The organism is Streptomyces sp. ID05-39B, assembly GCF_033794725.1.
GTDB classification, from domain to species: Bacteria; Actinomycetota; Actinomycetes; order Streptomycetales; family Streptomycetaceae; genus Streptomyces; species Streptomyces bobili.
On record NZ_JARGEF010000119.1, the window covers coordinates 1 to 23,735 of the forward strand.

Annotated in this window: 18 protein-coding genes and 1 pseudogene; 11 read left to right on the forward strand and 8 right to left on the reverse strand. The window is 72.1% G+C overall.

What is annotated here, in order from left to right; translation table 11 throughout:
• Positions 1 to 149: 149 nt before the first annotated feature.
• Entirely contained in the window at positions 150 to 1,460 is a 1,311-nt protein-coding gene (locus P1P75_RS23905) for a molybdopterin-dependent oxidoreductase (RefSeq protein WP_319258643.1), read from the forward strand.
• A 322-nt stretch (positions 1,461 to 1,782) separates the two neighbouring features.
• On the opposite strand, the gene P1P75_RS23910 is transcribed toward P1P75_RS23905, so the two are convergent.
• From P1P75_RS23910 to P1P75_RS23920, 3 genes are read right to left on the reverse strand one after another with little or no spacing between them, the layout of a single operon-like run.
• Entirely contained in the window at positions 1,783 to 2,547 is a 765-nt protein-coding gene (locus P1P75_RS23910; protein WP_319258645.1) for a methyltransferase domain-containing protein, read from the reverse strand.
• On the reverse strand, positions 2,544 to 3,158 hold the full coding sequence (locus P1P75_RS23915) for a DUF2064 domain-containing protein (protein WP_319258647.1): 615 nt from the start codon (positions 3,156 to 3,158) through the stop codon (positions 2,544 to 2,546). The genes P1P75_RS23910 and P1P75_RS23915 overlap by 4 nt, the downstream gene beginning before the upstream one ends.
• A 32-nt stretch (positions 3,159 to 3,190) precedes the next feature.
• Positions 3,191 to 3,901: a glycosyltransferase family 2 protein gene (locus tag P1P75_RS23920; RefSeq protein WP_319258649.1), complete on the reverse strand. Its 711-nt coding sequence runs from the start codon at positions 3,899 to 3,901 to the stop codon at positions 3,191 to 3,193.
• A 114-nt stretch (positions 3,902 to 4,015) separates the two neighbouring features.
• Between P1P75_RS23920 and P1P75_RS23925 the strand changes: the two genes are divergently transcribed.
• Both P1P75_RS23925 and P1P75_RS23930 read left to right on the forward strand, forming a co-directional pair.
• Positions 4,016 to 4,765, forward strand: coding sequence for a response regulator transcription factor (locus P1P75_RS23925; RefSeq protein WP_319258651.1), 750 nt, complete (start codon positions 4,016 to 4,018; stop codon positions 4,763 to 4,765).
• Position 4,766: 1 nt separating this feature from the next.
• Entirely contained in the window at positions 4,767 to 5,876 is a 1,110-nt protein-coding gene (locus P1P75_RS23930; RefSeq protein ID WP_319258652.1) for a HAMP domain-containing sensor histidine kinase, read from the forward strand.
• 21 nt (positions 5,877 to 5,897) lie between these two features.
• Here P1P75_RS23930 and P1P75_RS23935 read toward each other — a convergent pair whose 3' ends face one another.
• Complete coding sequence (locus P1P75_RS23935) at positions 5,898 to 6,899, reverse strand: NAD-dependent epimerase/dehydratase family protein (protein WP_319258654.1); 1,002 nt, start codon at positions 6,897 to 6,899, stop codon at positions 5,898 to 5,900.
• 167 nt (positions 6,900 to 7,066) lie between these two features.
• On the opposite strand from P1P75_RS23935, the pseudogene P1P75_RS23940 reads away from it, so the two are divergent.
• Positions 7,067 to 7,431, forward strand: a pseudogene (locus P1P75_RS23940) (VOC family protein).
• A 39-nt stretch (positions 7,432 to 7,470) separates the two neighbouring features.
• Here the strand turns inward: P1P75_RS23940 and P1P75_RS23945 are convergent.
• Both P1P75_RS23945 and P1P75_RS23950 read right to left on the reverse strand, forming a co-directional pair.
• Positions 7,471 to 8,661, reverse strand: coding sequence for an MFS transporter (locus P1P75_RS23945; protein ID WP_319258656.1), 1,191 nt, complete (start codon positions 8,659 to 8,661; stop codon positions 7,471 to 7,473).
• Positions 8,662 to 9,071: 410 nt separating this feature from the next.
• Positions 9,072 to 10,010 carry an endonuclease/exonuclease/phosphatase family protein gene (locus P1P75_RS23950; protein ID WP_319258658.1) on the reverse strand — a complete coding sequence of 313 codons (939 nt, stop codon included), beginning with the start codon at positions 10,008 to 10,010 and terminating at the stop codon, positions 9,072 to 9,074.
• A gap of 336 nt (positions 10,011 to 10,346) precedes the next feature.
• Here P1P75_RS23950 and P1P75_RS23955 point away from each other — a divergent pair, with 336 nt between their 5' ends.
• The gene (locus P1P75_RS23955; RefSeq protein WP_319258660.1) at positions 10,347 to 11,627 is read left to right on the forward strand and encodes a family 16 glycosylhydrolase; all 1,281 of its coding nucleotides are present in this window, start codon (positions 10,347 to 10,349) and stop codon (positions 11,625 to 11,627) included.
• 203 nt (positions 11,628 to 11,830) lie between these two features.
• Here P1P75_RS23955 and P1P75_RS23960 read toward each other — a convergent pair whose 3' ends face one another.
• Positions 11,831 to 15,268, reverse strand: a complete 3,438-nt coding sequence (locus P1P75_RS23960; RefSeq protein ID WP_319258662.1) for a CARDB domain-containing protein — start codon at positions 15,266 to 15,268, stop codon at positions 11,831 to 11,833.
• A 469-nt stretch (positions 15,269 to 15,737) separates the two neighbouring features.
• Between P1P75_RS23960 and P1P75_RS23965 the strand changes: the two genes are divergently transcribed.
• The 6 genes from P1P75_RS23965 (at position 15,738) to P1P75_RS23990 (ending at position 23,173) form a co-directional block, all read left to right on the forward strand.
• Positions 15,738 to 16,748, forward strand: coding sequence for a LacI family DNA-binding transcriptional regulator (locus P1P75_RS23965; protein ID WP_319258664.1), 1,011 nt, complete (start codon positions 15,738 to 15,740; stop codon positions 16,746 to 16,748).
• 236 nt (positions 16,749 to 16,984) lie between these two features.
• On the forward strand, positions 16,985 to 18,400 hold the full coding sequence (locus P1P75_RS23970; RefSeq protein ID WP_319258666.1) for an extracellular solute-binding protein: 1,416 nt from the start codon (positions 16,985 to 16,987) through the stop codon (positions 18,398 to 18,400).
• Between the two features lie 146 nt (positions 18,401 to 18,546).
• Positions 18,547 to 19,518, forward strand: coding sequence for a sugar ABC transporter permease (locus P1P75_RS23975; protein WP_319258668.1), 972 nt, complete (start codon positions 18,547 to 18,549; stop codon positions 19,516 to 19,518).
• A gap of 17 nt (positions 19,519 to 19,535) precedes the next feature.
• Entirely contained in the window at positions 19,536 to 20,411 is an 876-nt protein-coding gene (locus P1P75_RS23980) for a carbohydrate ABC transporter permease (protein WP_319258670.1), read from the forward strand.
• A 338-nt stretch (positions 20,412 to 20,749) separates the two neighbouring features.
• Complete coding sequence (locus P1P75_RS23985) at positions 20,750 to 22,366, forward strand: glycoside hydrolase family 13 protein (RefSeq protein ID WP_319258672.1); 1,617 nt, start codon at positions 20,750 to 20,752, stop codon at positions 22,364 to 22,366.
• Between the two features lie 459 nt (positions 22,367 to 22,825).
• The gene (locus P1P75_RS23990) at positions 22,826 to 23,173 is read left to right on the forward strand and encodes a DUF1330 domain-containing protein (RefSeq protein WP_319258674.1); all 348 of its coding nucleotides are present in this window, start codon (positions 22,826 to 22,828) and stop codon (positions 23,171 to 23,173) included.
• 36 nt (positions 23,174 to 23,209) lie between these two features.
• Here the strand turns inward: P1P75_RS23990 and P1P75_RS23995 are convergent, their stop codons facing one another.
• The gene (locus P1P75_RS23995; RefSeq protein WP_319258676.1) at positions 23,210 to 23,632 is read right to left on the reverse strand and encodes an ATP-binding protein; all 423 of its coding nucleotides are present in this window, start codon (positions 23,630 to 23,632) and stop codon (positions 23,210 to 23,212) included.
• Positions 23,633 to 23,735 lie beyond the last annotated feature (103 nt).

A 23,735-nucleotide genomic window follows, 5' to 3' on the forward strand; every position in this document is an offset into this window, starting at 1 on the left:
GGCGTCGGGCTCGGGGGAGCGTGGGGTGCGGGTCACACCGGCACGCTAGGCCGCGTGGCGCGTGCCGGGCCGCCCGCGGCGCCGGACGTCAGCGTTTCGTCATGGGTCGCGCACCCGTTCCGCGGGGTGCGCGGGCCTACGGTCGGGGCATGCGAGACGATCCACGGCTTCCCTCCGCGCCCGGTTTCTGGCGCAGCCCCTTGCGCGGCCCCTGGTTCACCTCGGTGCTGGGCCTCGTCCTGCTGGTCGGCATCACCGTGCTGTTCGTGACGGGCCTGCTCTCGTACGCGGCCTACAACCCGGATCTGGCGCCGGTCAACGACAAGACACCGGACAAGGGGATTCTCGGCTTCTACCTCTTCGCCTGGCCGACGAACCCGCACTGGCTGTACCGGCTGAACCAGGGCGTCCACGTCACCCTCGGCATCACCCTGATCCCGGTCCTGCTGGCCAAGCTCTGGTCCGTGGTGCCGAGACTGTTCGCGCTGCCGCCGGCCCGCTCGCTCGCGCACGCCCTGGAGCGGATCTCCCTGCTGCTCCTGGTCGGGGGAGCGCTGTTCGAGTTCGTGACGGGCGTGCTCAACGTGCAGCTGGAGTATGTCTTCCCGGGCTCCTTCTATCCGTTGCACTTCTACGGGGCGTGGGTGTTCTTCGCCGCGTTCGCCGTCCACGCCGCCCTGAAGACACCCGCGGCACTGCGCAACCTGCGCAACCTGCCCGACGTGCCCGACCTGCGGGAAGGGAACTCGCGCGGCCTGCGTAAATCGCGGAAACCGGTTCCCGAAACGGCGGCGCCGGCCGCCGAGCCGGACACGCTGGTCTCCCCGCGGCCCGACACCCCGACCGTCTCCCGGCGCGGCGCGCTGGCGTTCGTCGGCGGAGGCTCCCTGCTGCTGTTCCTGACGACGGCCGGGCAGAGCGCCGACGGGCTGCTGCGCCGCACGGCCCTGCTCGCACCGCACGGCGGACCGGACCCGGGCACCGGGCCGAACGGCTTCCAGATCAACAAGACGGCCCGGTACGCGGGCATCCGCACGGCTCAGACGAGCCGCGAGGCGTGGCGCCTCGTCGTCACCGGCCGCACGGGCAGCGTCCGCCTCAGCCGGGACGACCTCCTGCGACTCCCGCTGCACAGCGCGTCGTTGCCCATCGCCTGCGTCGAGGGCTGGTCGACGTCGGATCAGTGGTGGCGCGGTGTACGGCTGCGCGACCTCGCGGCGCTCGTCGGACACGACGACCCGCCCGACGTGTTCGTCGAGTCCCTCCAGCGGCGCGGGGCCTTCCGGCACGCAGCCCTGCGCGCCAACCAGGTGGCCGACCCGCGCTCCCTGCTCGCCCTGTACGTCAACGGCGAGGAACTCTCCCCCGACCACGGCCACCCCGCACGGGTCATCGTGCCCGCCGCACCCGGGGTGCTCAACACCAAGTGGGTGGCCCGGATGACGTTCGGAGACCTGTGACGATGCCGACGCGACGACGGATCACCCTCGGCAGCCCCCTCCAACTCCTCCTCCTGGCCTGCTCGTTCGCGTTGGCCGGCTACGCGGGCGTGCGGCTCCTCGACGGCGACTGGTTCGGGGTGGCCCTGTGGTTCGTGGGGGCGGCGCTGCTGCACGACCTGGTGCTGCTGCCGCTGTACGCGACGGCGGACCGGGCGCTGGTGCGGGGGCTGCGCGCCGCAGGCCGCGGCGAGTGGATCCTGTACGTCCGGGTCCCGGCCGCCCTGTCCGGGCTGCTTCTGCTGGTGTGGTTCCCGCTCATCAGCGGGTCCGTGTCCCGGCGTTACCGCTCGGCCACCGGGGTTCCCGCGGACGGCTTCCTGGCCCGCTGGCTGCTGATCACCGCCGTACTCTTCGGCGCCTCCGCCCTGCTGCTCGCGCTGCGGCTGCGCAGGGCGACGAAGCGACGGCCGCCCGCCGCCCACTGATCGACGGCCGCCCAGCCCGCCCGGTCCGCGTACCGGGACAGGGCAGGGGTGCCCAACCGCGCCCACGGGAACGGCATACCGGTGCCTCCGTGGGCCTCGGTGGCGTCGACGACCTGCACCTCGGCGCGCTCGTCGACGTCCACCGGCAGGGTCTCGGCGATGAGCAGCCCACCGGGGGAGAGGAGCCGGGCCGCGCGGTCCAGCAGGGCGCGCGGATCACCGCCGATGCCGACATTGCCGTCCATGAGCAGGACGGTGCCCCACCGGCCCTCGCCGGGCAGCGGATCGAAGACCGAGCGCCTGAGCGCCTGGCCGCCGAGCCGGACGGTCTGCTCGACGGCCGCCTCGCTCACGTCTATCCCGAGCGCGGTACGGCCCCGGGCGGCGAGCTCCGCTGCCAGCCGGCCCGGTCCGCAGCCGACGTCCAGGACGCTTCCCTCGCACCGGTCCAGCACCTCCAGATCGACCCGGTCGGCCCGCGCGCACCAGCGCTCCACCTCCAGCGGCAGCAACCAGCCGTCCGCGCGGCGCAGGAACAGCGGTCCGCGACCGGTGCGCAGGGCGGCGGAGTACGGGTCCGCGGCGGCCCAGGGGACGGCGGTGGTCTCCCGCGTCCTCATCGGTGCGCCGCCGCACACCGGGCCAGCCGGGCGGCGAACCGGCCGTGCGGGGCCAGCGCGGCGACGGCGTGCGCGTCGGAGGCGTCGTCGACGTCCCGCAGGCGCGGCAGATCGCGCACCCGCAGGCCGGCGGCGACGAGCCGCGCGCGCTGGACGGCCCCGGTGAACGGCGTCGACATGGGGACCCCCCGCAGCAGCGCGGGGTCCGGCTCGGCGAGCCCGAGGGCCCAGAAGCCGCCGTCCTCGGCGGGTCCGAACCAGGCGTCGCAGCCGGCGAGGTCCACCGTCAGCAACTCCGGCGTCACCTGCGGGGTGTCCATGCCGATGAGCAGCGCGGGCCCCTCGCAGCGGGCGAAGGCGTCCGCCAGCCGCTCGTCGAGACCTCCCGCGCACTGTGGGACGACCTCGAAGCCGGGCGGCAGCCACGGTCCGGGAGCGCCGTCCAGCACGAGGAAGCGCCGGGCGGCCGGGGTGGCGGCGACGGCTTCCAGGGTGTCCGCGAGGGAGGCCTGCGCGAGGGCGGCCGCCTCCGCGGGTGTGAACGGCGGGGTGAGCCGGGTCTTGACCCGGCCGGGCAGCGGCTCCTTCGCGATGACCAGGAGCGTGGTCACCGGGGCCGGTGCGCAAACCGGTTTCGGTGTGATCACCGTGGGATCCCTTCGCGGACGGGAACTTCGTTCAGGACGCGGCTCATGTCCCGTACCGCCTGCCAGGTGCCGCGCCAGGTGCCCGTGACCTTCGAGGCGCCGGTGCGGGGCAGGTAGGGGACGTCGTGCTCGGTGATCCGCCAGCCGGCGTCGGCCGCGCGGACCACCATCTCCAGGGGGTAGCCGCTGCGCCGGTCGGTGAGGCCGAGGCCGAGCAACGCCTCGCGGCGGGCGGCCCGCAGCGGGCCCAGGTCGTGCAGGGGCAGACCGGTACGGCGGCGCAGCAGCCGGGCCAGGGCGAGATTGCCGGCCCGGGCGTGCGCGGGCCAGCTGCCGCGGCCGTGCGGGCGTCGCCGGCCGAGCACCAGATCGGCCCCGCCCGCGCGCACCTCCCGCACGAACGGCTCCAGCAGGGCCGGGTCGAGCGAGGCGTCGCAGTCGCAGAAGCACACGACCTCGGCGGTGGCGGCGGTCAGTCCGGCATGGCAGGCCGCGCCGAAGCCCCGACGCGGCTCGTGGACGACGGTCGCGCCGAGCCCCCGGGCGATCTCCGCCGAACCGTCGGTGGAGCCGTTGTCGACGACGAGCGCGCGCCAGCCGGCCGGGATCCTGGCCAGGACCCAGGGCAGGGCCCCGGCCTCGTCGAGACAGGGGAGGACGACATCGACGCCGTCCTGCGGCGATGGTGAGATGGTCACGCCGTTCACCCTACGAACACGAACCGGGCAAACCGGACTTCGGCTCCTTACGAAACGCGGACGTCGACGACGGGAGCACGCCCCCGGCCCCCGCCTGCGACGCGGTGGTGCGAGGCTGGAGGCATGCAGCAGCCGTTCGAGTCTCCGCAGGCAGGACCCACCGCCGGGCCCCGGCCGGGCGCCGGCGCCCGCGTCCTGGTCGTCGACGACGACCCCACGGTCGCCGAGGTCGTCACCGGCTACCTCGACCGGGCCGGCTACACCGTCGACCGGGCCGACGACGGCCCCAGCGCCCTGGCCCATGCCGCCGCCCACTGGCCCGACCTGGTGGTGCTCGACCTGATGCTGCCCGGCATGGACGGTCTGGAGGTCTGCCGCAGGCTGCGCGGCCACGGTCCCGTCCCGGTCGTCATGCTCACCGCCCGGGGTGACGAGGACGACCGCATCCTCGGCCTGGAGGTAGGTGCCGACGACTACGTCACCAAGCCCTTCAGCCCCCGCGAACTGGTCCTGCGGGTGGAGTCCGTGCTGCGCCGCGCCCGGCCCGCCACCGCGACGCCCCCGCTGAGCGCGGCCGGACTGACGGTCGACCCCGCCGCCCGCCGCGCCACCAAGAACGGCGCCGAACTCGCCCTGACCTTGCGTGAGTTCGACCTGCTCGCCTTCTTCCTGCGGAATCCGGGACGGGCGTTCGGCCGCGAGGACCTGATGCAGCAGGTGTGGGGCTGGGACTTCGGCGACCTGTCCACCGTCACCGTCCACGTGCGCAGACTGCGCGGCAAGGTCGAGGACGACCCGGCGCGCCCGCGCCTGATCCAGACCGTGTGGGGCGTGGGCTACCGCTTCGACCCCCAGGGCCAGGAGGCCGGCTGACATGCGCGACACCCTCCTCATCGCCCTGTACGCCTTCACCGGCGCAGCCGCCACCGGTCTCGTCGGAGCGGCCGTGCTGCGCCCGATCCGGCGTCGCTCGCTCACCGCCTCGCTCGCCGTGGTCGCCGCGGTCGGAGTGGTCGCGATGCTCGCGGGCACCCTCGCCGTCGCCTGGGCGATGTTCCTGTCCCCGCACGACCTCACCGTGGTGACGACCGTGGTGGCGATGGCGGCCGTGGTCTCCCTCGCGACCGCGCTGCTGCTCGGCCGCTGGGTCGTCGCCCGCAGCCGTGAACTCGCCGTCGCCGCCCGCTCGTTCGGTGACGGCGGCGCCTTCGCGGTCCCCGTGGGTCCGACGACAGCCGAACTGGAGGCGCTGAGCCGTGAGTTGGCGTCGACCAGTGCCAGGCTCGCCCAGTCCCGCGACCGGGAGCGCGCGTTGGAGACCTCCCGGCGTGAACTGGTCGCCTGGATCTCGCACGACCTGCGCACCCCTCTGGCGGGCCTGCGCGCCATGTCGGAGGCGCTGGAGGACGGGGTCGCCGCCGACCCCGGCCGCTATCTGCGCCAGATCCGCACCGAGGTCGAGCGCCTCAACGACATGGTCGGCGACCTCTTCGAACTCTCCCGCATCCACGCCGGAACCCTCCCGCTCACCCCCTCACGCATGTCCCTGTACGACCTCATCGGCGACGCCCTCGCGGGCGCCGACCCCCTCGCCCGCGAGCACGGGGTACGGCTCGTCGGCCATGCCGTGGAGGCCGTGCCGGTCGAGGTCGACGGCAAGGAGATGAGCCGCGTCCTGGGAAACCTCCTGGTCAACGCGATCCGGCGGACCCCGGCGGACGGCACGGTCGCGGTGGCCGCGCAACGCTCGGCGGAAGGGGTCGTGGTGTCCGTGACCGACGGCTGCGGCGGCATCCCCGAGGAGGACCTGGCGCGCGTCTTCGACACCGGCTGGCGCGGCACGCACGCACGTACCCCGCCGGCCGGCGCGGGCCTGGGCCTGGCCATCGTGCGGGGCATCGTGGAAGCGCACCAGGGGCACGCCACCGTGCGCAACATCCCCGGCGGATGCCGCTTCGAGGTGACGCTGCCCACGGTGCCGTAGCGGGCCGGGCGCGCGGGCGGCTCAGGGCTCTCGTAGCCCGGCCCTCGCGAATTCCCGCATGCCGTCCTGGAATTCGACCTGTGGCTTCCAGCCCAGTTCGGCCCGCAGCCGAGCGGAGTCCGCGGTGATGTGCCGGACGTCGCCCAGCCGGAACTCGCCGGTGACCACGGGCTCGGGACCTCCGTACGCGGCGGCCAGCGCACGCGCCATCTCGCCCACCGTGTGCGGCACGCCGCTGCCCGTGTTGTACGCCGTCAGCGCGCCGGCCTCACTCCGCGCCTCCAGCGCGGCCAGGTTCGCCGCGGCCACGTCCCGCACGTGCACGAAGTCGCGCCGCTGCCGGCCGTCCTCGAAGACGCGCGGCGACTCGCCCCGGGCGAGCGCGGAACGGAAGAACGAGGCCACACCCGCGTACGGCGTGTCGCGGGGCATCCGCGGCCCGTACACGTTGTGGTAACGCAGCGAAACCGCCGAACCGCCGGTGGCGCGCGCCCACGCGGAGGACAGGTGTTCCTGCGCGAGTTTCGTCGTCGCGTACACGTTGCGCGGGTCGAGGGGGGCGTCCTCGCCTACCAGTCCGGGGGAGAGGCCCTCCCCGCAGGCCGGACAGAGCGGCTCGAACCGGCCCGCGTCCAGATCGGCTACGGCCCGCGGCCCCGGCCGCACCACCCCGTGCCGCGCGCACGCGTAACGGCCCTCGCCGTACACGACCATCGACCCGGCCAGCACGAGACGTTGTACGCCCGCTCCGGCCATGGCGGCGAGCAGCACGGCCGTCCCCAGGTCGTTGTGGGAAACGTACTCGGCCGCGTCGGCGACCCCGTTGCCGAGCCCGACCATCGCCGCCTGATGACAGACGGCGTCGACATCCGAGAGGGCGTCGGCCACGGCCGCCGGATCGCGGACATCGGCGGCCGGATCCTCCCTCACGTCGAACACGAGCGGTTCGTGCCCGTGCGCCCGCAGGGCGTCGACCACATGGGACCCGATGAACCCGGCGCCGCCGGTGACCAGTACACGCATACGCCCACGCTAGGACCGCCGCACCAGCGCGCACCATGACTCGCGCGGCACGTCATCACTTGGTAAGACGGGCCGCGAGGAGCACGGAGGCCATCGCCCGTCGGAACGGGGCCGGCCGACTCTGAAGTGGTGGCCTCGGAAAGAACCATCTGTCGAACGGAGGCGTCATGTCCCCGCGGATGACACTGAGGGCGATCACGCTCGACTGCCCCGACCCATTCGCCCTCGCGGCCTTCTACGAGCAGGCCACCGGCCTCGAACCGCACCCGAAGTCCGACGCCGAGTTCGCCGGACTGACCGATGAGAACGGGCTTTCCTCGGCTTCCAGCGGGTCGACGACCAGGCTCCGGGCTGGCCCGACCAGACGGTTCCTCAGCAGTTCCACCTCGACTTCGCGGTCGAGGACTTGGACCGAGCCGAGGCCCGGCTGCTCGAAGTGGGCGCCGGCAAGCCGGACCATCAGCCGGGCGGTGCCCGGTGGCGGGTCCTCACGGACCCGGCCGGCCACCCGTTCTGCATGGCCAGGGGCTGACCGGTAGGACCTGCGGCGGTGGTGACGTCCGCGCCCGGTTCACGAGGTCACCGGTAGCGGGCGGCGCAGCAGATACGCTGCCGCGCCCGAGACGAGGACCGCCATGCAGGCGATGAAGACCAGGCCGGCGCCCTCCAGGCCGAGCGGTTCGGAGAGTACGCCCACGCCGATCACCGGGACGGAAATGCCCGCGTAGGCCACCACGAACAGCGTCGAGATGACCGCCGCCCGCTGCTCGGCGGGGGAGGCCCCGGCCACCGCGGACAGCGCGCCGCGGAACGCCAGCCCCTGCCCGGTCCCGCCGACGATCGCGCTCAGCACCACGAGCGTCAGCAGCTCCCACCGCAACGCGCCCGCGAGGAGCGCCAGTCCGGCCAGCAGCGCGGCGCAGCCCAGCGGCAGCGAGCGCCGGACCCCGACCCGTCCCACGGCCAGTTGCCCGGCGGTCGAGGAGAAGAAGGCCAGGGCGACGATCAGCCCGCTCACGGCATGGTTGTCCACGTCCAGGGACTGGGCGAGGAACGCGGGGCTGACCGACGTGAACACCCCGAACAGCGCGAACCCGACGAAGGAGGCGATGGCCGCCGGCCCGAAGACGGCCCGTACCTCGGCGGGCAGGGCGGGGCGCTGCGGCCGTACGGTACTCAGTGGCCGTAGTTCCCGGACGGTCTCCGGAAGCCACAGCAGGACGGCGGCCGAGCCCGCCACCAGGGCGAGGTGCACGGCGAACGGCAGATACAGCGGCCAGGGAGCGTACTGCGCGAGCACGCCGGCGAGGAGGGGACCGCAACCCAGGCCGCCCATGTTGGCGGCCGTCGCCACGAACGTGGCACGGGGACCGCCGCCGTGCGGCGCGAGATCCATGACGTACGCCGTGGCGGCTCCGGTGAACAGCCCGGCGGACAGGCCTGACAGCAGCCGGCCCGCGTACAGCCAGGCGAGCGAGTCGGCGCCGAGGAAGCAGACGGCGCTCGCCGCCGCGCAGCCCAGGCCCGTCAGCAGCACGATCCGTCTGCCCACGGTGTCGGAGGCGTTGCCCGCGAGCAGCAGGACGCCGATCACCGCGAAGGCGTACACGGCATACACGACGGTGACCGTCAGCTCGGAGAAGCCGAACTTCTGCTGGTAGAGGCCGTAGAGGGGGGTCGGGAGGGTCGTGCCGGCCATGCACACGGCGAACACGACACCGGCGAGCAGACAGGTCAGCCATTTCCCGCGATCACCGTCCATGCGCCCGACGGTAACGCGGTAACGCGTTTCCTCCCTGGTACGACGTGCCTGTGCGCCTGTGCGCCTGTCGCCTGTGCGCCTGTGCCTGTGCGCCGGTCGGAATTCGGGGATCAGGTGTCCGTGGGCGTGAGGACCGCCTGGAGCAGCGCGCCGTAACGCGAGATCAGTTCCGCGCGGTCGGTGCGCAGCAGGGCTTCGCTCCTGGCGACCCACAGGGTGTGCAGCGTGTGCAGGAGTCCCGCGGCCAGGGCGGCCGCGAGGCGGACTCTCCTGACCCGAGGGCGCGGGCCGGCGGCCGAGCCGTCCGCCGGCCTTGCCCGTCATCGCCGGTACCAGACCACCTGGGCGCCGCCCGCACAGGACCAGAACACCTCCGCACAGCACCCGGACACCGCCCGCGGCGCCTGATCTCAGCGGTCCGCCGGTCCGCCGTCCGGACTGATCAGGGCGGCGACGGGGAGATGGTCGCTGCCGGTGGCCGGCAGGGTGCGGATGTGGCTCACCCGCGCCGAGCGGGCCATCACCTGGTCGATCCGGGCCAGCGGGAAGGAGGCGGGGAAACTGAAGGCGAAACCCCTTTCCGCCGCCTTCATCCGTGAGGTCACAGGTGTCAACCCACGGTCGTCCACCGTGCCGTTGAGGTCTCCGAGCAGGATCACCCTTCTCAGTCCCTCCGCCTCGACGGCCCGTCCCAGGAGCTCTGCGCTCTCGTCCCGCCACGAGGAGGCCAGGCCGCTCGCCCGCACACGGACCGAGGGCAGGTGTGCGACGTACACCGCGATCTCGCCGTACGGCGTGCGGGCCACCGCTCGCAGCGCACGGCGCCAGTCCTCGGTGATCCCGCGGGGTTTGATGTCCAGCGGCCCCGATTCGGTGAGCGGATGCCTCGACCAGAGTCCGACCGTGCCCTGAACGGTCCGGTGCGGGTAACGCGCGGCGAGTGTGCGCTCGTAGACCGGCAGTGCCGAGGGCACCAGCTCCTCGAGGGCGATGAGGTCGGGCCCGGCGTCGGCCAGGGCGCGGGCCGTACCCGCGGGGTCGCCGTTCTCGTCACTCACGTTGTGCTGCACCACGACCAGGTCCCGTGCGCCCGGCTCCGGCCGGGGCAGCAGCAGCCCGGCGTGGAGATGCGTCCACAGAGCCGCCGGCAGGAGCAGGGCCACCAGTGCCACGGCCGACCGGCGCAGCAGCGCCAGGCCGAGCAGCGCCACGATCACCAGCCCGAGCCACGGCAGGAACGATTCCAGCAGACCGCCCGGCCCGCCGGCGACGCGGTGCACCGTCCGGTGGAACGCCAGCAGCACGGCCGTGGCCGCCGCGGAGGCGGCGAGGGCCCACCCGTGCGGCATGGCAACTCCCTGGCGCCGGAGACCGGTCGGTCCCGGACTGTCGATGATCGTACCGAGGAGGCATCGTACGGGCGGGCACCATCCCCCGTCGTGGTCCAGACCAAACTCTTGACATGGGCATTGCTTACTTCTTAAATCACATAGTGAAGTAAGTGACCCGCACCACTGCACCACCGGCACCACCGGCATCACCCCACCACCCCACCCCCCCATGCGCGCCGACCGGCCGAACTCGCCCGCTTCTCCTGCCTGCTGCTGTCGCTGCTGCTGTCGCTGCCGTCACGCACGTGCCGTACGCACGCCGGTCTTCGTGTCATGCCCGATGAAGGGAGAGTCATGGACTCCCCGCGCTTCCCCCGGCGCTTGCTCTGGTCGCTCGCGCCGCTCCTCGCCTTCGCCTCACTGTCCACCGGCCTCGCGCAGGGCGCGTCTGTCTCCGGGCGGGCCGCCACCGCACCCGCCGTCGCCGAAGCACAGGCCGCCGCCGTCACCTTCGCCGACGAGTTCGACGGACCCGCGGGTGCCGGCGTGGACGCCGGCAAGTGGCAGACCGAGACCGGCGACAACGTCAACAACCACGAGCGGCAGTACTACACCGCCGGGAACCGCAACGCGGCCCTGGACGGCCAGGGCCATCTCGTGATCACCGCCCGCCGCGAGAACCCGGGCAACTACCAGTGCTGGTACGGGCGGTGCGAGTACACCTCCGCCCGGCTGAACACGGCAGGCAGGTTCACCACGACGTACGGCCGTGTCGAGGCCCGGATGAAGGTTCCGCGCGGGCAGGGCATGTGGCCCGCGTTCTGGATGCTCGGCAACGACATCGGCCAGGTCGGCTGGCCCAACTCGGGCGAGATCGACATCATGGAGAACGTGGGCTTCGAACCGTCCACCGTGCACGGCACCCTGCACGGGCCCGGCTACTCCGGCTCCGGGGGCATCGGCGCCGGACACACGCTCCCCGGCGGACAGGCCTTCGCCGACGCCTTCCACACCTTCGCCGTCGACTGGAGCCCGAACGCGATCACCTGGTCCGTCGACGGCACGGTCTACCAGCGCCGCACCCCCGCCGACCTCGGCGGCCGGCAGTGGGTCTTCGACAAGCCCTTCTTCCTCATCCTCAACCTCGCGGTCGGCGGCTACTGGCCCGGAGACCCCGACGGCAGCACCGCCTTCCCCCAGCAGCTCCTGGTCGACTACGTCCGCGTCAGCACCGACACCGCACAGCCCGGCGGCAGCGGCCCGATCACCGGCATCGGCGGCAAGTGCGTCGACGTCGCCGGCGCCAACAGTGCCAACGGCACGGCCGTACAGCTCTACGACTGCAACGGCACCGCCGCCCAACGGTGGACCGTCGGCGGCGACGGCACGATCCGCGCGCTCGGCAAGTGCCTGGACGCGGCCTCCGGTGGCACGGCCGACGGCACCCTCGTCCAGCTCTGGGACTGCAACGGCACCGCCGCGCAGCAGTGGGCCGTCCCTGCCGCGCGGGACATCGTCAACCCGCAGGCCGACAAGTGCCTGGACGCGTCCGGCGGCAGCTCCGCCAACGGGACCCGGCTACACCTGTGGACCTGCACCGGAGCCGTCAACCAGAAGTGGACGGTGACCCGTTGACAAGGTGACGTGATCCCCGCAACGGCGGGGGTGACCGGACGGGGGCCGACCCGGTCCCCGTCCGGTCACTGTCGATCCTGCGGGCCGCCGTTGAGGCGGCGGCCCGGAACGTGCGCCGCGCCCGGTACCGCATCTCCGGTACCGGGCACGGTCTTCGGGAGGGAGGAGCGGCCGACCCCGCCACCACGGGATCGGCCGCCGCGTCAGCCGACGCTTCGCCGGGCAGTCCCCGACGTCTGGTTCGGTGTGCCGGTGATCGTGAACTGCGAGCCCGGTTCGACGAGTACGTCCCCCTCGGCCGAGCCGGTGATCGTGACGTCGGACAGGGTGGCGCTGCCACGGGCGCCGCTCATCGCGAGGATGCCGGAGCCGTTGGCCGACCGGTCGATGCGGACGTCCGTGATCCTCACGTCCGGCATCGCCCCGCCGCCGGTCTTGAACTGGATGCCGTCGTAGGTGGAGTCGTGGATCTCGGTGTCCCGGATGGTGACACCGGGAATGTCCTGGCCCTGCGCGAAGAGGGTGATGGCGCCGAACTCCTGCGCCTCGCTCCAGAAGGCGCCGCCCGTGCGGTACAGGGCGTTGCCCGCGATCAGGGTCTGCCCGGAGAAGGGCAGCGGATCGTGGTCGGTGGCCAGCATGATGCCGGGGTAGTTCATGGTGTCGGACACGACGTTGTTCTCGATCGTGTTTCCGTAACCGCCGTACACCGCGATCCCGTTGGCTCGCCAGGGCAGCTGGACGGTGTTGTTGCGGAAGCGGTTGTCGTGGCCGACGTCGACCGCGGTGTCCTTCACGTACTTGCTGGCCCAGACCGCGAGCGCGTCGTCGCCGGTGTTGCGGAAGGACGAGTTGTAGACGGTGGAGTTACGGGTGCCGTTGGCGAAGTTGATGCCGTCGGCGTAGGTGTTGCGGATGCGGACGCCGGTGAACTCCAGTCCGTCGCCGGGGCCCCACAGCTCGGGGAGGTTGGAGTAGTCCCGGCCGGCCCACACGCCGACGTTGGCGTGTTCGATCCACACGTTGGTGATCTTCGTTCCCTTGCCGAAGCGGCCGTTGAGGCCGACGCCGCCCTCGTGGTTGCCGTCGCCGCCGCGGATGGTGCCCGAGCCGAAGATGGCGATGTCGGAGATCTGCGTGTTGTGGTCGATGTCGAAACCGAAGTTGCCCTCGTGCGGGTGGTTGATGCCGCCCGCCTCGTGCGGCGGGGTCAGCGTGTACAGCTGGGAGTGCCACATGCCGGCGCCGCGGATCGTGACGTCCCGGATGCCCACCTGGTTGAACTGGCCGCGGTCCAGCGGGTCGTCGGTGAGGATCTTCTGTTCCTGGCGCCACTGCCCGGCCGGGATCCACACGCAGGCGATCTGCCCGTTCTGGTCGGCGGTGACCGCCCGTTGAAGGGCGTCGGTGTCGTCCAGGCCGTCGTTGGGGACCGCGCCGTACTCGGTGATCGAGGTACAGGCGGCCGGCCTGGCCGCCGGGGGCGCCACCTGCTCCAGGTCGACGAGGTCGATGATCTGGAACGCGGCCGAGTCGCCCGCGTCCCGCTGGAGGCGGAACGTGGTGCCCACCGGGTAGGTCTGTGAGAGCAGCGCGTGGGACTCGTCGAACAGCCGCCGGGCGTCGCCGCCGGGCCGGTTGCTGAGCCCTTCGGGGTCGTCGGTGCTGCCGTACAGCCAGCTGTGTTTCGAGGACAGGGTCAGCTTCCGCACGAAGGTGCCGTCGGCATACAGGCTGATCGTGGCGTCCGCGCCGCCGCCGGTCGCGGAGTCCGGGACGGAGTTGCGTACCACGATGGAGTTGGCGGGGTTGGCCGAGGTGAACTCCACGTAATGGCCGGTGGAGTTGAGGCGGACCGACTTGCGGCCCGAGGACTCGGTGGCGAAGTTGGTGTGCCCGAAGGTCCGTTTGGCGTCTGCCGTCAGCAGGGTGCCCGAGTAACGGCCGTCCTCCGCCTCGTACTCGGTGTACGGGACGGCGGCGCCGCGCCCGACGACCAGGGACTTCGCGAGCACGTTGTTGTTCTCGTCGGTCTCGGTGACCAGTCCCGTGGCGTCGGCCGTCGCGGTGAGGGTGGCTCCGCCGGCGGTCGCCGTCCAGGTGCCGCTGATCGGCACGTTCACCGTGGCGTCCGGAGCCACCTGGCCGGTGGCGCCGTTCAGGGTGGTCGAGCCCGCCTGGACGCGGGTCACCGAACCGGCGGGCGCCGCGGTGGTCCCGCGGTTGTGCACGGCCACGGTGAAGGAGACGGGCGTGCCGACGGCCGGGGCGGCCGGGCTGGTGGTGATGGAGCGCACCTCCAGGTCCGGCCCTGGCGACCGGGCGACGACCAGCCGGCTCGCGGCGGCGCGGCTGTTGTTGGAGTCGTCCAGTTCGACGACCGTGTCATGGGGGTCGACGACGGCCGACACGGCGTAACTGCCGGCCGCACGCGTGCCGGTGGCCACGTCGACGACGGCGGAGGCGCCCGGGCCGAGTGCCGGGACGGCGCCGCTGCCCGCGACCGTGCCCTCGGCACTCGCCTCCACCGTGGTGGCGGCGGAGCGCGCGGTGCCGGCGTTGCGGACGGTGGCCCGCACGGTGACCGGGTCGCGTTCGGTGGGCGCGGCGGGCGTCCAGTCCAGCGTCGTGACCAGCAGGTCGGGGGCGGGTGCCGCGGTGCCGACGACCTGGAACTCGGCGACCTGACCGCCGGGCGCGCCGGTGTTGGAGGAGAACCGCAGGCGTACGTCGGCCCAGCGGCCGCCGACCGCAACGGTCACCGTGTTGCCGCTCGCCGGACTGAAGGCGTAGGTCTTCGCGGCGGCAAGGGAGGTGAATCCGGTTGCCGACTCTTGCCGGCCGAGGACCTGGATGCCCTGGGTACGGGCGGCCCACACCGGGTCGGGGTTGAGCTTGACGACCACGGCGCTCAGATCGGCGTCGGCGCCCAGCTTCACGGTGAGGTCGGCGGGGTGGCCCGCCGCCTCCCAGTAGGTGGCGGTGGAGTCGTCGGTGGCGTGGGCGGCCACGTAGCTCTGCACGGACGAGGTGGCCTCGACGGGCTTGTTCCGGGCCAGGTTGGTGCCGGCCGGCGGCGGTGCGGTGCCGTCGTCCTCGCCGTACACCTCCAGTTCGGAGAGCTGGGCGGCGTTCCAGCCGGTGTTGCCGGACACGTTGACGCGGACGTACCGGACATCGGCGCGGGAGGCCAGCGCGACGGAGACGGTGTTGGCCTGGGCCGGGTCGAACACCCGGAGCGCCGGGGCGGCGAGGGCGCTGAACCCGGATCCGTCGGTGCTGCCCTGGAGGGACAGGGTCTGGTTGCGGCTCTCCCAGCCCGTGGGGAGTTTCAGCACGACCCGGTTCACGTCGTGAGCCGCGCCGAGGTCGACCTGCACCCACTGCGGGAAGGTGCCCGCGGGCCCTTCCCAGTAGGAGGCCTGGGCGCCGTCGGTGGTGCGGGACGCCGGGTACTCCGCGTGGGAGCCGCCGGCGGTGGCCGGACGGCCGAGGGCCAGGTTGACGTCAGCGGCGGCCGGCGCGGATGCCTGGGCGGCCTGGGCGGGGGAGGCGGAAGTGAGCGGCAGCAGTCCCGTCGTGACGAGCCCGGCGATGACCACGCCGGTCAGGGGCCGACGGCCTGGTGGTCTCCATCTCATGAGGTCCTCTGTTCGATCGGTGGCACGGCGGAGGGCGCGGCGGACCGGCGGGGGAGATACGGGGAGCAGAGGAGCGGGACGACCCCCAGAGAGGCGTCTCCAAGAGAGCGAACGCCGCCGTGCACATGATTTTGAGTGGGACGGTCGATTCTTTGCGGAAACTACGCACAGGTTTCTAGTGAGTCCCAGGTTTGTCAACGGTCCCGGTAGCGGCTCCAGTCGCCGCGCAAACCGCTTGCGTCCCTTGCCCGCAGACTTGCTTTTCCCGACAGCCACCGTGAAAGCGGCTGGCCAAAGCGCTGACCGGGCGGTAAGGGGAAGGACGGGCAGGCAAGGGGTTTCCGGGAGGAGGGCCACGGTCGGAGCGGTGGCACGCGCTACGGCCCGCGCCCGCACCACATCGCGGTGGACGTCCGGGAGCCCCAGATTCACGCAAGTCGCTTGCGGCGCTTGCGCTAGCCTTTCGTTCATGACGCGACGACTTGCTCAGGTAGCCAAGAAGGTTGGAGTCAGCGAGGCCACGGTCAGCCGGGTGCTCAACGGCAAGCCCGGGGTCTCGGACGCCACCCGGCAGTCCGTGCTGACCGCGCTGGACGTGCTCGGCTACGAGCGCCCCACCCAGCTGCGCGGCGAACGCGCCCGCCTCGTGGGCCTGGTCCTGCCCGAGTTGCAGAACCCGATCTTCCCGCTGTTCGCCGAGGTCATCGGCGCCGCGCTGGCCCAGCAGGGACTGACCCCGGTGCTGTGCACCCAGACCAAGGGCGGTGTCTCCGAGGCCGACTACGTCGAACTGCTCCTGCAGCAGCACGTCTCCGGAGTGGTGTTCGCCGGCGGACTGTTCGCCCAGGCCGACGCCCCGCACGACCACTACCACCAGCTCGCCGAACGGAAGATCCCGGTGGTGTTGATCAACGCCGCCATAGCGGAACTGGACTTTCCGTGCGTCTCCTGCGACGACGCGGTCGCCGTCGAGCAGGCATGGCGCCACCTGTCCCTGCTGGGCCACGAGCGCATCGGCCTGGTTCTCGGCCCAGGCGACCACATCCCCTCGCGGCGCAAACTCGCCGCCGCCCGCGCCGCCGCCGAGGCGTCCGGCGCCACCCTGCCCGACGACCGGGTGGAACGGTCGATATTCTCCCTGGAGGGCGGCCAGGCGGCCACCACGCGCCTGTTGCAACGTGGTGTCACCGGCATCATCTGCGCCAGCGACCCACTCGCCCTCGGCGCCATCCGGGCCGCCCGGCGGCGCGGCCTCGCGGTGCCCGGACAGGTGTCGGTCGTCGGCTTCGACGACTCGGCCTTCATGAACTGCGTCGAGCCACCGCTGACGACCGTGCGCCAGCCCATCGAAGCCATGGGCCGGGCCGCCGTGGACCTGCTCTGCGCCCAGATCCAGGGCGGGGAAGTGCCGCCCGGGGAGCTGTTGTTCGAGCCGGAGCTGGTGGTCCGCGGCTCCACCGCGCAGGCCCCGCGGGGCTGACCGAAGGCGCACGGCCAGGGCCTGGAGCGGCACGGCGGCGTGCCAACTGTGTGCGTTCCGCCCTCACTTGTGCGGCGATGCCGGTCACCGAGCCGACTCTCGACATCCGTCTGTCAAACAATTACGAAATCTGCGCGAGATATTGCGACCGCTTGTCGGCGGTGGTTGAGTGTGCGGCGCCCCACATCGCCTCGGCGAGGGGCGCCTTCCACGTTCCTGCCCAAGGGGGACCACCCATGAGAACAGCTCGGTTCCGCCGCACCCGTCGCGCCGGCGCGGTCACCCTCGCCTCCGCCCTCACCCTGACGGCGCTCGCCGCCTGCGGCACGAGCAGCAGCAAAGACGACGACAACGGTTCCGGGAACAGCGCGAACGCGGATCCCGCCGCGCCGCTGGACCCCGAGACCAAAGTGACCATCACCATCGACTGCATGCCCCCGGCGGCGAAGGCGGCCGAGCTGAAGGAGTGGAACGAGGACGTCGAGGAGTTCAACAAGACCTACCCCAACGTCACCGTCCAGGGCCGCTCCACCCCCGGCCAGTGCCTGGAACCGCCCCGCTTCACCGCGATGCTCAAGGCCAAGTCCCAGCCCGACGTGTTCTACACCTACTTCACCGACCTCGCGCAGGTCCTCGACAACGACGGCGCCCAGGACATCAGCGCCTACGTCAACGACCGGACCGTGCCGCTGCTCAAGGACATCGACCCCGACGTCCTCGGCTCCCTCAAGCAGGACGGCAAGCTCTACGGCCTGCCCACCAGCAACTACCGGATGGGCCTGCTGATCAACCGCAAACTCTTCACGCAGGCCGGCCTCGACCCGGACACTCCACCGGCCACCTGGGAGGACGTCCGCGCCGCGGCCAAGAAGATCGCGGCCCTCGGCGGCGGCGTCGCCGGGTTCGGCGAATACAGCGCCGCCAACACCGGTGGCTGGCACTTCACCGCGCAGATGTACAGCCTCGGCGGTGACGTCGTCGACACCTCCGGCAAGAAGGCCGCCTTCAACGACGCCATCGGCAAGCGGGTCGCCGCGAACCTCCACGCCATGCGATGGGAGGACGACTCCATGGGCAGGACGCAGCTGCTCAAGTGGGGCGACCTCCAGAAGCAGATCGCCACCGACAAGCTCGGCATGTTCCTCGCGGCGCCGGACGACGTGACCTACATGGTCCAGCAACTCGGCGCCGAGTACGAGAACTTCGGCATGGGCCCGATCCCCGGCGGCAGGAACACCCTCGCCGGCGGGAACAACTACATGATCAAGAAGGGCATTTCGCCCGACAAGGTCAAGGCCGCCGTCGCCTGGCTCAACTTCAAGTTCACCACCGTCGGCAAGGGCCACTACGACTGGCGGCGCGCCAAGGCCGACGGCCTGCCCGTCGGACTTCCGCAGCCCAACCTGTGGCTGAACGACAGCAAGGTTCAGGACGACGCGGCCCGCAAGCGGTACGCGACGATGCCGGTGGAGAACTTCAAGGCGTTCATGGACAACCCCGTCCCGGGCAAGGCCGAACCGCCGAAGGCCCAGGAGATCTACAAGGTTCTCGACAACGTGATGTCCGGCCTCCTCACCAACAAGGACGCCGACATCGACAAGCTCCTGTCGACGGCGGAGTCCCAGGTCAACCAGGTCCTGGCCACCCAGTGACCCCGCGGGTCCGGGCGCAGTCGCACCGCCCGGCCCGCGAGCGCGCCCCGCGCCCGCCCCCGCACGAAGGGGGCGGGCCCGACCGCCCACGTCACGTGCCCGGACCGTCGCGTCCGACGGCACCGCAGCACGTCAAGGAGCGCCCCATGCCGGCCCCCACCCTCGCGCAGGACCCGACGGCCAAGGACCGCCGGCCCCGCCTTCCCCGGCGGACCCGCGCCGACGCCGTCCGGCATCCGGACGCGGGCCTCGCCCAAGCCGTACGCCGCAATCTCACCGCCCACGGCTTCCTCATCGGCGCGGTGCTCTGCTTCGCCTTCTTCTCCTGGTACCCGATCGTCCGCGAGTTCCTGCTCGCCTTCCAGAAGACCGACAACGGACACGTCAGCTGGGTCGGCTGGGACAACTTCGTCACCGTCTGGAACGACCCCGCCTTCGCACAGGCCTGGCGCAACACCCTGTGGTTCACCGTCCTCGCGCTGGTCCTTGGCTTCGCCGTGCCCTTCCTCACCGCCCTCGTCATCAACGAGTTCCGGCACGGGCAGGGCTACCTGCGGCTGCTGGTCTATCTGCCCGTGATGCTCCCGCCCACCGCGTCCGTCCTGCTGTTCAAGTACCTGTACGACCCCGGGTACGGCATGTTCAACGAGGTCCTCGCCGTCTTCGGCCTCCCCGCCCAGCAGTGGCTCCAGGACCCCGACACGGCGATGCTCTCCGTCGTCGTCGCCTCCACCTGGATGAACATGGGCGGCGCGACCCTCATCTACCTGGCCGCGCTCCAGGGCGTCCCCGGTGAGCTGTACGAGGCCGCCGAACTCGACGGGGCCGGCCTGCTGCGCAAGGTGTGGCACGTGACGGTCCCGCAGACCCGGCTCGTCCTGATGCTGATGCTCCTCATGCAGGTCATCGCCACCATGCAGGTCTTCATCGAGCCGTTCCTGCTCACCGGCGGCGCCGGACCGGAGGGCTCCACCACCACGGTCGTCCACCTGATCTACCAGTACGCCTTCAACTTCAACAACTACGGCGCCGCGGCGGCGCTCGGCCTGCTCCTGCTCGTCCTGCTGGCCGGCTTCTCAGCCGTGTACACCGGGCTCAGCCGCAGCGCCGACGACTAGGACCGGGGGAGACCCACATGTCCACACGCACGCTGATCTCGCCCGCTCAACTGGCCCGTCCACGCGGCAGACTTCTCTACTGGCTCGCCTTCGCCGTCGTCGTCGCCCTCTTCACGCTCGCCTTCCTCGGCCCCCTGTACTGGATGGTGTCCGGCGGCCTCAAAACCACCCAGGAAGCCGTCCAGACCCCGCCGACCTGGGTGCCCGGCTCCGTCCACCCGGAGAACTACCGGCGGGCCTGGGAGGTCATGGACCTCGCCCGGCTGCTCCTCAACACCCTGTACTACGCCTTCGGCGCGCTCGCCTTCCAACTCGTCCTGGACGTCGCCGCCGCCTACTCCCTGTCGAAACTGCGGCCCGTCCTCGGCAAGGCCGTCCTCGGGATGATGCTCGTCACCCTGATGATCCCGGCAACGGTCCTCGTCGTACCCCAGTACCTCACCGTTCTCGACATGCCGGTCATCCAACGCAACCTGCTCGACTCACCCTGGGTGATCTGGCTGCCCTCGGTCACCAACGCCTTCGCCATCTTCCTGCTGAAGCGCTTCTTCGACTCCATCCCCAGGGAACTCCTGGACGCGGCCTCCATGGACGGAGCCGGCCCGCTGCGCGTCCTGTGGTCCGTCGTCCTGCCGATTTCGCGGCCCATCCTCGGCGTGGTGTCCATCTTCGCCGTCGTCGGGGTCTGGAAGGACTTCCTCTGGCCGATGCTGGTCCTGCCCGACCCCACGGGCCAGACCCTCGCTGTCGGTATCTACTCGCTCGCCACCAGCGTGCCCGAGAACGTCCTGATCGCCGCCCTCACCATCGCGTCCCTGCCGACCCTGGTGCTGTTCCTCCTGTTCCAGCGCAACATCATGAGCGGGCTGACCGCGGGCGGCCTCAAGGGCTGACGCGCCCCTTTCCCGGCGGCACGGGCCCCGCGCCGGACCCAGGGCCTCTCGTTCGGATCACGCCGGGCTCGCGGGGTCCGGCACCGCACCTCGCCGCGTTGTCGTCGGTCCCGGCTCTGCCCTGACTCCCTCCGCCTTGTGACGCCCCCCCACTGCCCGAACGGCGGGGAGGTACGCCCAGCACGAGACCCCGCTCCCTGATCCGGCCTGATCCAGACAAAGGATCCTGAGGGTGCCGCCCGGCGCCCCTCTTCGAATCCTCCGCCGCCGCCTCGTCCTCGACGCCCGCCGTCCGGGGCGGCGGCGGAGAACCACCCCTGCCCCGAAAGGACCCTCACGTGGCAGCCCCTCATCGCGACACGACCCCCGGTTCCCCGGACGACTGGTGGCGCGACGCCGCCATCTACCAGGTCTACCCCCGCAGTTTCGCCGACGGCGACGGCGACGGCACCGGAGACCTCGCGGGCGTACGGGCGAAGCTGCCCTACCTCGCCGAACTCGGCGTCGACGCCGTGTGGTTCACCCCCTGGTACCTCTCGCCGCTGGCCGACGGGGGCTATGACGTCGCCGACTACCGCACCATCGACCCCGCCTTCGGCACCCTGGACGAGGCGGAGAAACTGATCGCCGAAGCCCGTTCCCTCGGCATCCGCACGATCGTCGACATCGTGCCCAACCACGTCTCCGACCAGCACCCCTGGTTCCGGGCCGCGCTCGCCGCCGGACCGGGCAGCCCCGAACGCGAACTGTTCCACTTCCGGCCCGGACGCGGCGAGCACGGCGAACTGCCGCCCAACGACTGGCCGTCACAGTTCGCCGGACCGACCTGGACCCGGGTCGCGGACGGGGAGTGGTACCTGCACCTGTTCACCCCTTTGCAGCCCGACCTCAACTGGGCCCACCCGGCCGTCCGCGAGGAACACGAGAGCGTCCTGCGGTTCTGGTTCGAGCGCGGCGTCGCGGGCGTCCGCATCGACTCGGCCGCCCTGCCGGCCAAGGACCCCGCCCTGCCCGACTTCGTCGAGGGCCGCGATCCCCACCCCTACGTCGACCGCGACGAACTCCACGAGATCTACCGCTCCTGGCGGCGCGTCGCCGACGCCCACGGCGCGGTCTTCGTCGGTGAGGTCTGGCTGCCGGACTCCGAGCGCTTCGCCCGCTACCTGCGCCCCGACGAACTGCACACCGCATTCAACTTCACCTTCCTCGCCTGCCCCTGGGACGCGCACCGGCTGCGTACGGCCATCGACGACACCCTCGCCGAGCACGCCCCCGTCGGGGCCCCCGCCACCTGGGTGCTGTGCAACCACGACGTGACCCGCACGGTCACCCGCTACGGCCGTGCAGAAACCGGTTTCGACTTCGCCACCAAGGCCTTCGGTACCCCGACCGACCTGGAGCTGGGCACCCGCCGGGCCCGCGCCGCAGCCCTCCTCACCCTCGCCCTGCCCGGTTCCGTCTACGTCTACCAGGGCGAGGAACTGGGCCTTCCCGAGGCGGACATCCCGCGCGACCGCATCCAGGACCCCATGCACTTCCGCTCCGGAGGCACCGACCCCGGCCGCGACGGCTGTCGCGTCCCCCTGCCGTGGACCGCCGACTCCCCCTACGCCGGTTTCGGCTCGGACGCCGAACCCTGGCTGCCGCAGCCCGCCGGCTGGTCCGCGTACGCCGCCGACCGCCAGGCCGCCGACCCCGCCTCGATGCTGACCCTCTACCGCACCGCGCTTCAGCTGCGGCGCACCGAACCCGCCCTGGGTGACGGCCCGTTGGAGTGGCTGCCCGCTCCCGACGGTGTTCTCGCCTTCCGCCGCGCACCCGGCCTGGTCTGCGTGGTCAACCTCGCCGGCCGCCCCGCCGTCCTGCCGGCCCACGATGCCGTCCTCCTGGCCAGCGGCCCCCTGGACACCGACGGCGGACTGCCCACCGACACCGCCGTCTGGCTGCGCGTGTGAACCGTCGGCCCCCGCGAGGCCGACCGGCCCCGGTCACGAGGGCGACCACTGCCCGCCCGCTGCCTGGAGCCGTGAGCGGAGTCGGCCGGAGTCGGCCGGCGTCGGGTTGGCCGAGTCCGGGGAGAGGCCGGGACGGCCTGCCAGGCGGGGCGGGCCGTTTCGGGGTCGCCCACCGCGTCGTGGGTGACACCGATGCGGGTGGGGGCGCCGGCCCTCCTCGGCGGGCACCACGTCCGGGTGGCGGAAGACGGCGAGGGCGGTGCGACAACCGGCGAGGGCCTCTTGCTGCCTGCCCACAGAGGTGAAGCGTCACGTCAGGGTGCGCCCGGTCCAGGCCGACGGAGGGCGGAGGACGGGCCCATGAGTACCCCCCGCGCTTACCTCCCTGGTAATCGACCACGGCCCTCCGACGGTGCAGGATCGTGGGTGTCGAGAAGCCCGACCGGACGGAAGGACACCATGTCTGCCTACGCGATCGCCCACCTGCGGGAAGCGGCACCGCACGCCGACGTCGCCGAGTACATCGAGCGCATCACCGCGACCTTCGAGCCGTACGGCGGCCGCTTCCTGGTGCACGGCGCACAGCACGAGGTGATGGAGGGCGCCTGGCCGGGACACGTCGTGGTGATCGGTTTCCCGTCCCTTGCCGAGGCGCGGGCCTGGTGGGCCTCCGCCGCCTACCAGGAGATCGCACCCCTGCGCGCCCGGCACATCGAGGGCGACATCATCCTGGTCCCGGGCGTGCCCGCGGGCTACGACCCGGACCACACCGCGAAGGCACTGCGCGAGGCGCTGCCCGCTCGGTAGCGCCCGCTGCCCGACGAGCGCCGGACGCCCGCCCGTTCAGCTGCGTCCGGCGTCGGCGCCGGGCGGGCGGAAACAGGCCGTGACCGTTTTCCCGTGCGGGCAGGGGCGCGCCTCCCAGCTGTCGGCGAGGGCGTCGACCAGGAGCATTCCCCGCCCTCCGACACGGTCGGTGCTGGGCTGCCGGGGAGCGGGCAGCTCGTCCGAGTGGTCGTGCACCGCGATGTGCAGACAACGGCTGTCCCACGCCATGACGAGCTGGGCGCTGCTGCGGGCGTGCCGGTGGGCGTTCGTGATCAGCTCGGAGACCGCGAGCAGAACGGCGTCCGCGGTCTCCGGGGCCTCGGCGCTCCAGCCCAGGGCGTCGAGGTGTTCCCGGGCCCAGTCCCGGGCCGCCTTCACCGAACTGTCCATCGGCAGAGTGCGCGCCCACCCGACCGCCCGCAGCCCGGACCCGTCCATGGTGACCCCTTTCCTGGATCTTGCCGCCACGCACCGGCGTGTACCCCGAGGCGGCGAGGTGAGGCATGTCGCGCCCGCGGCGGACGGCACCGAAAACGCGGCG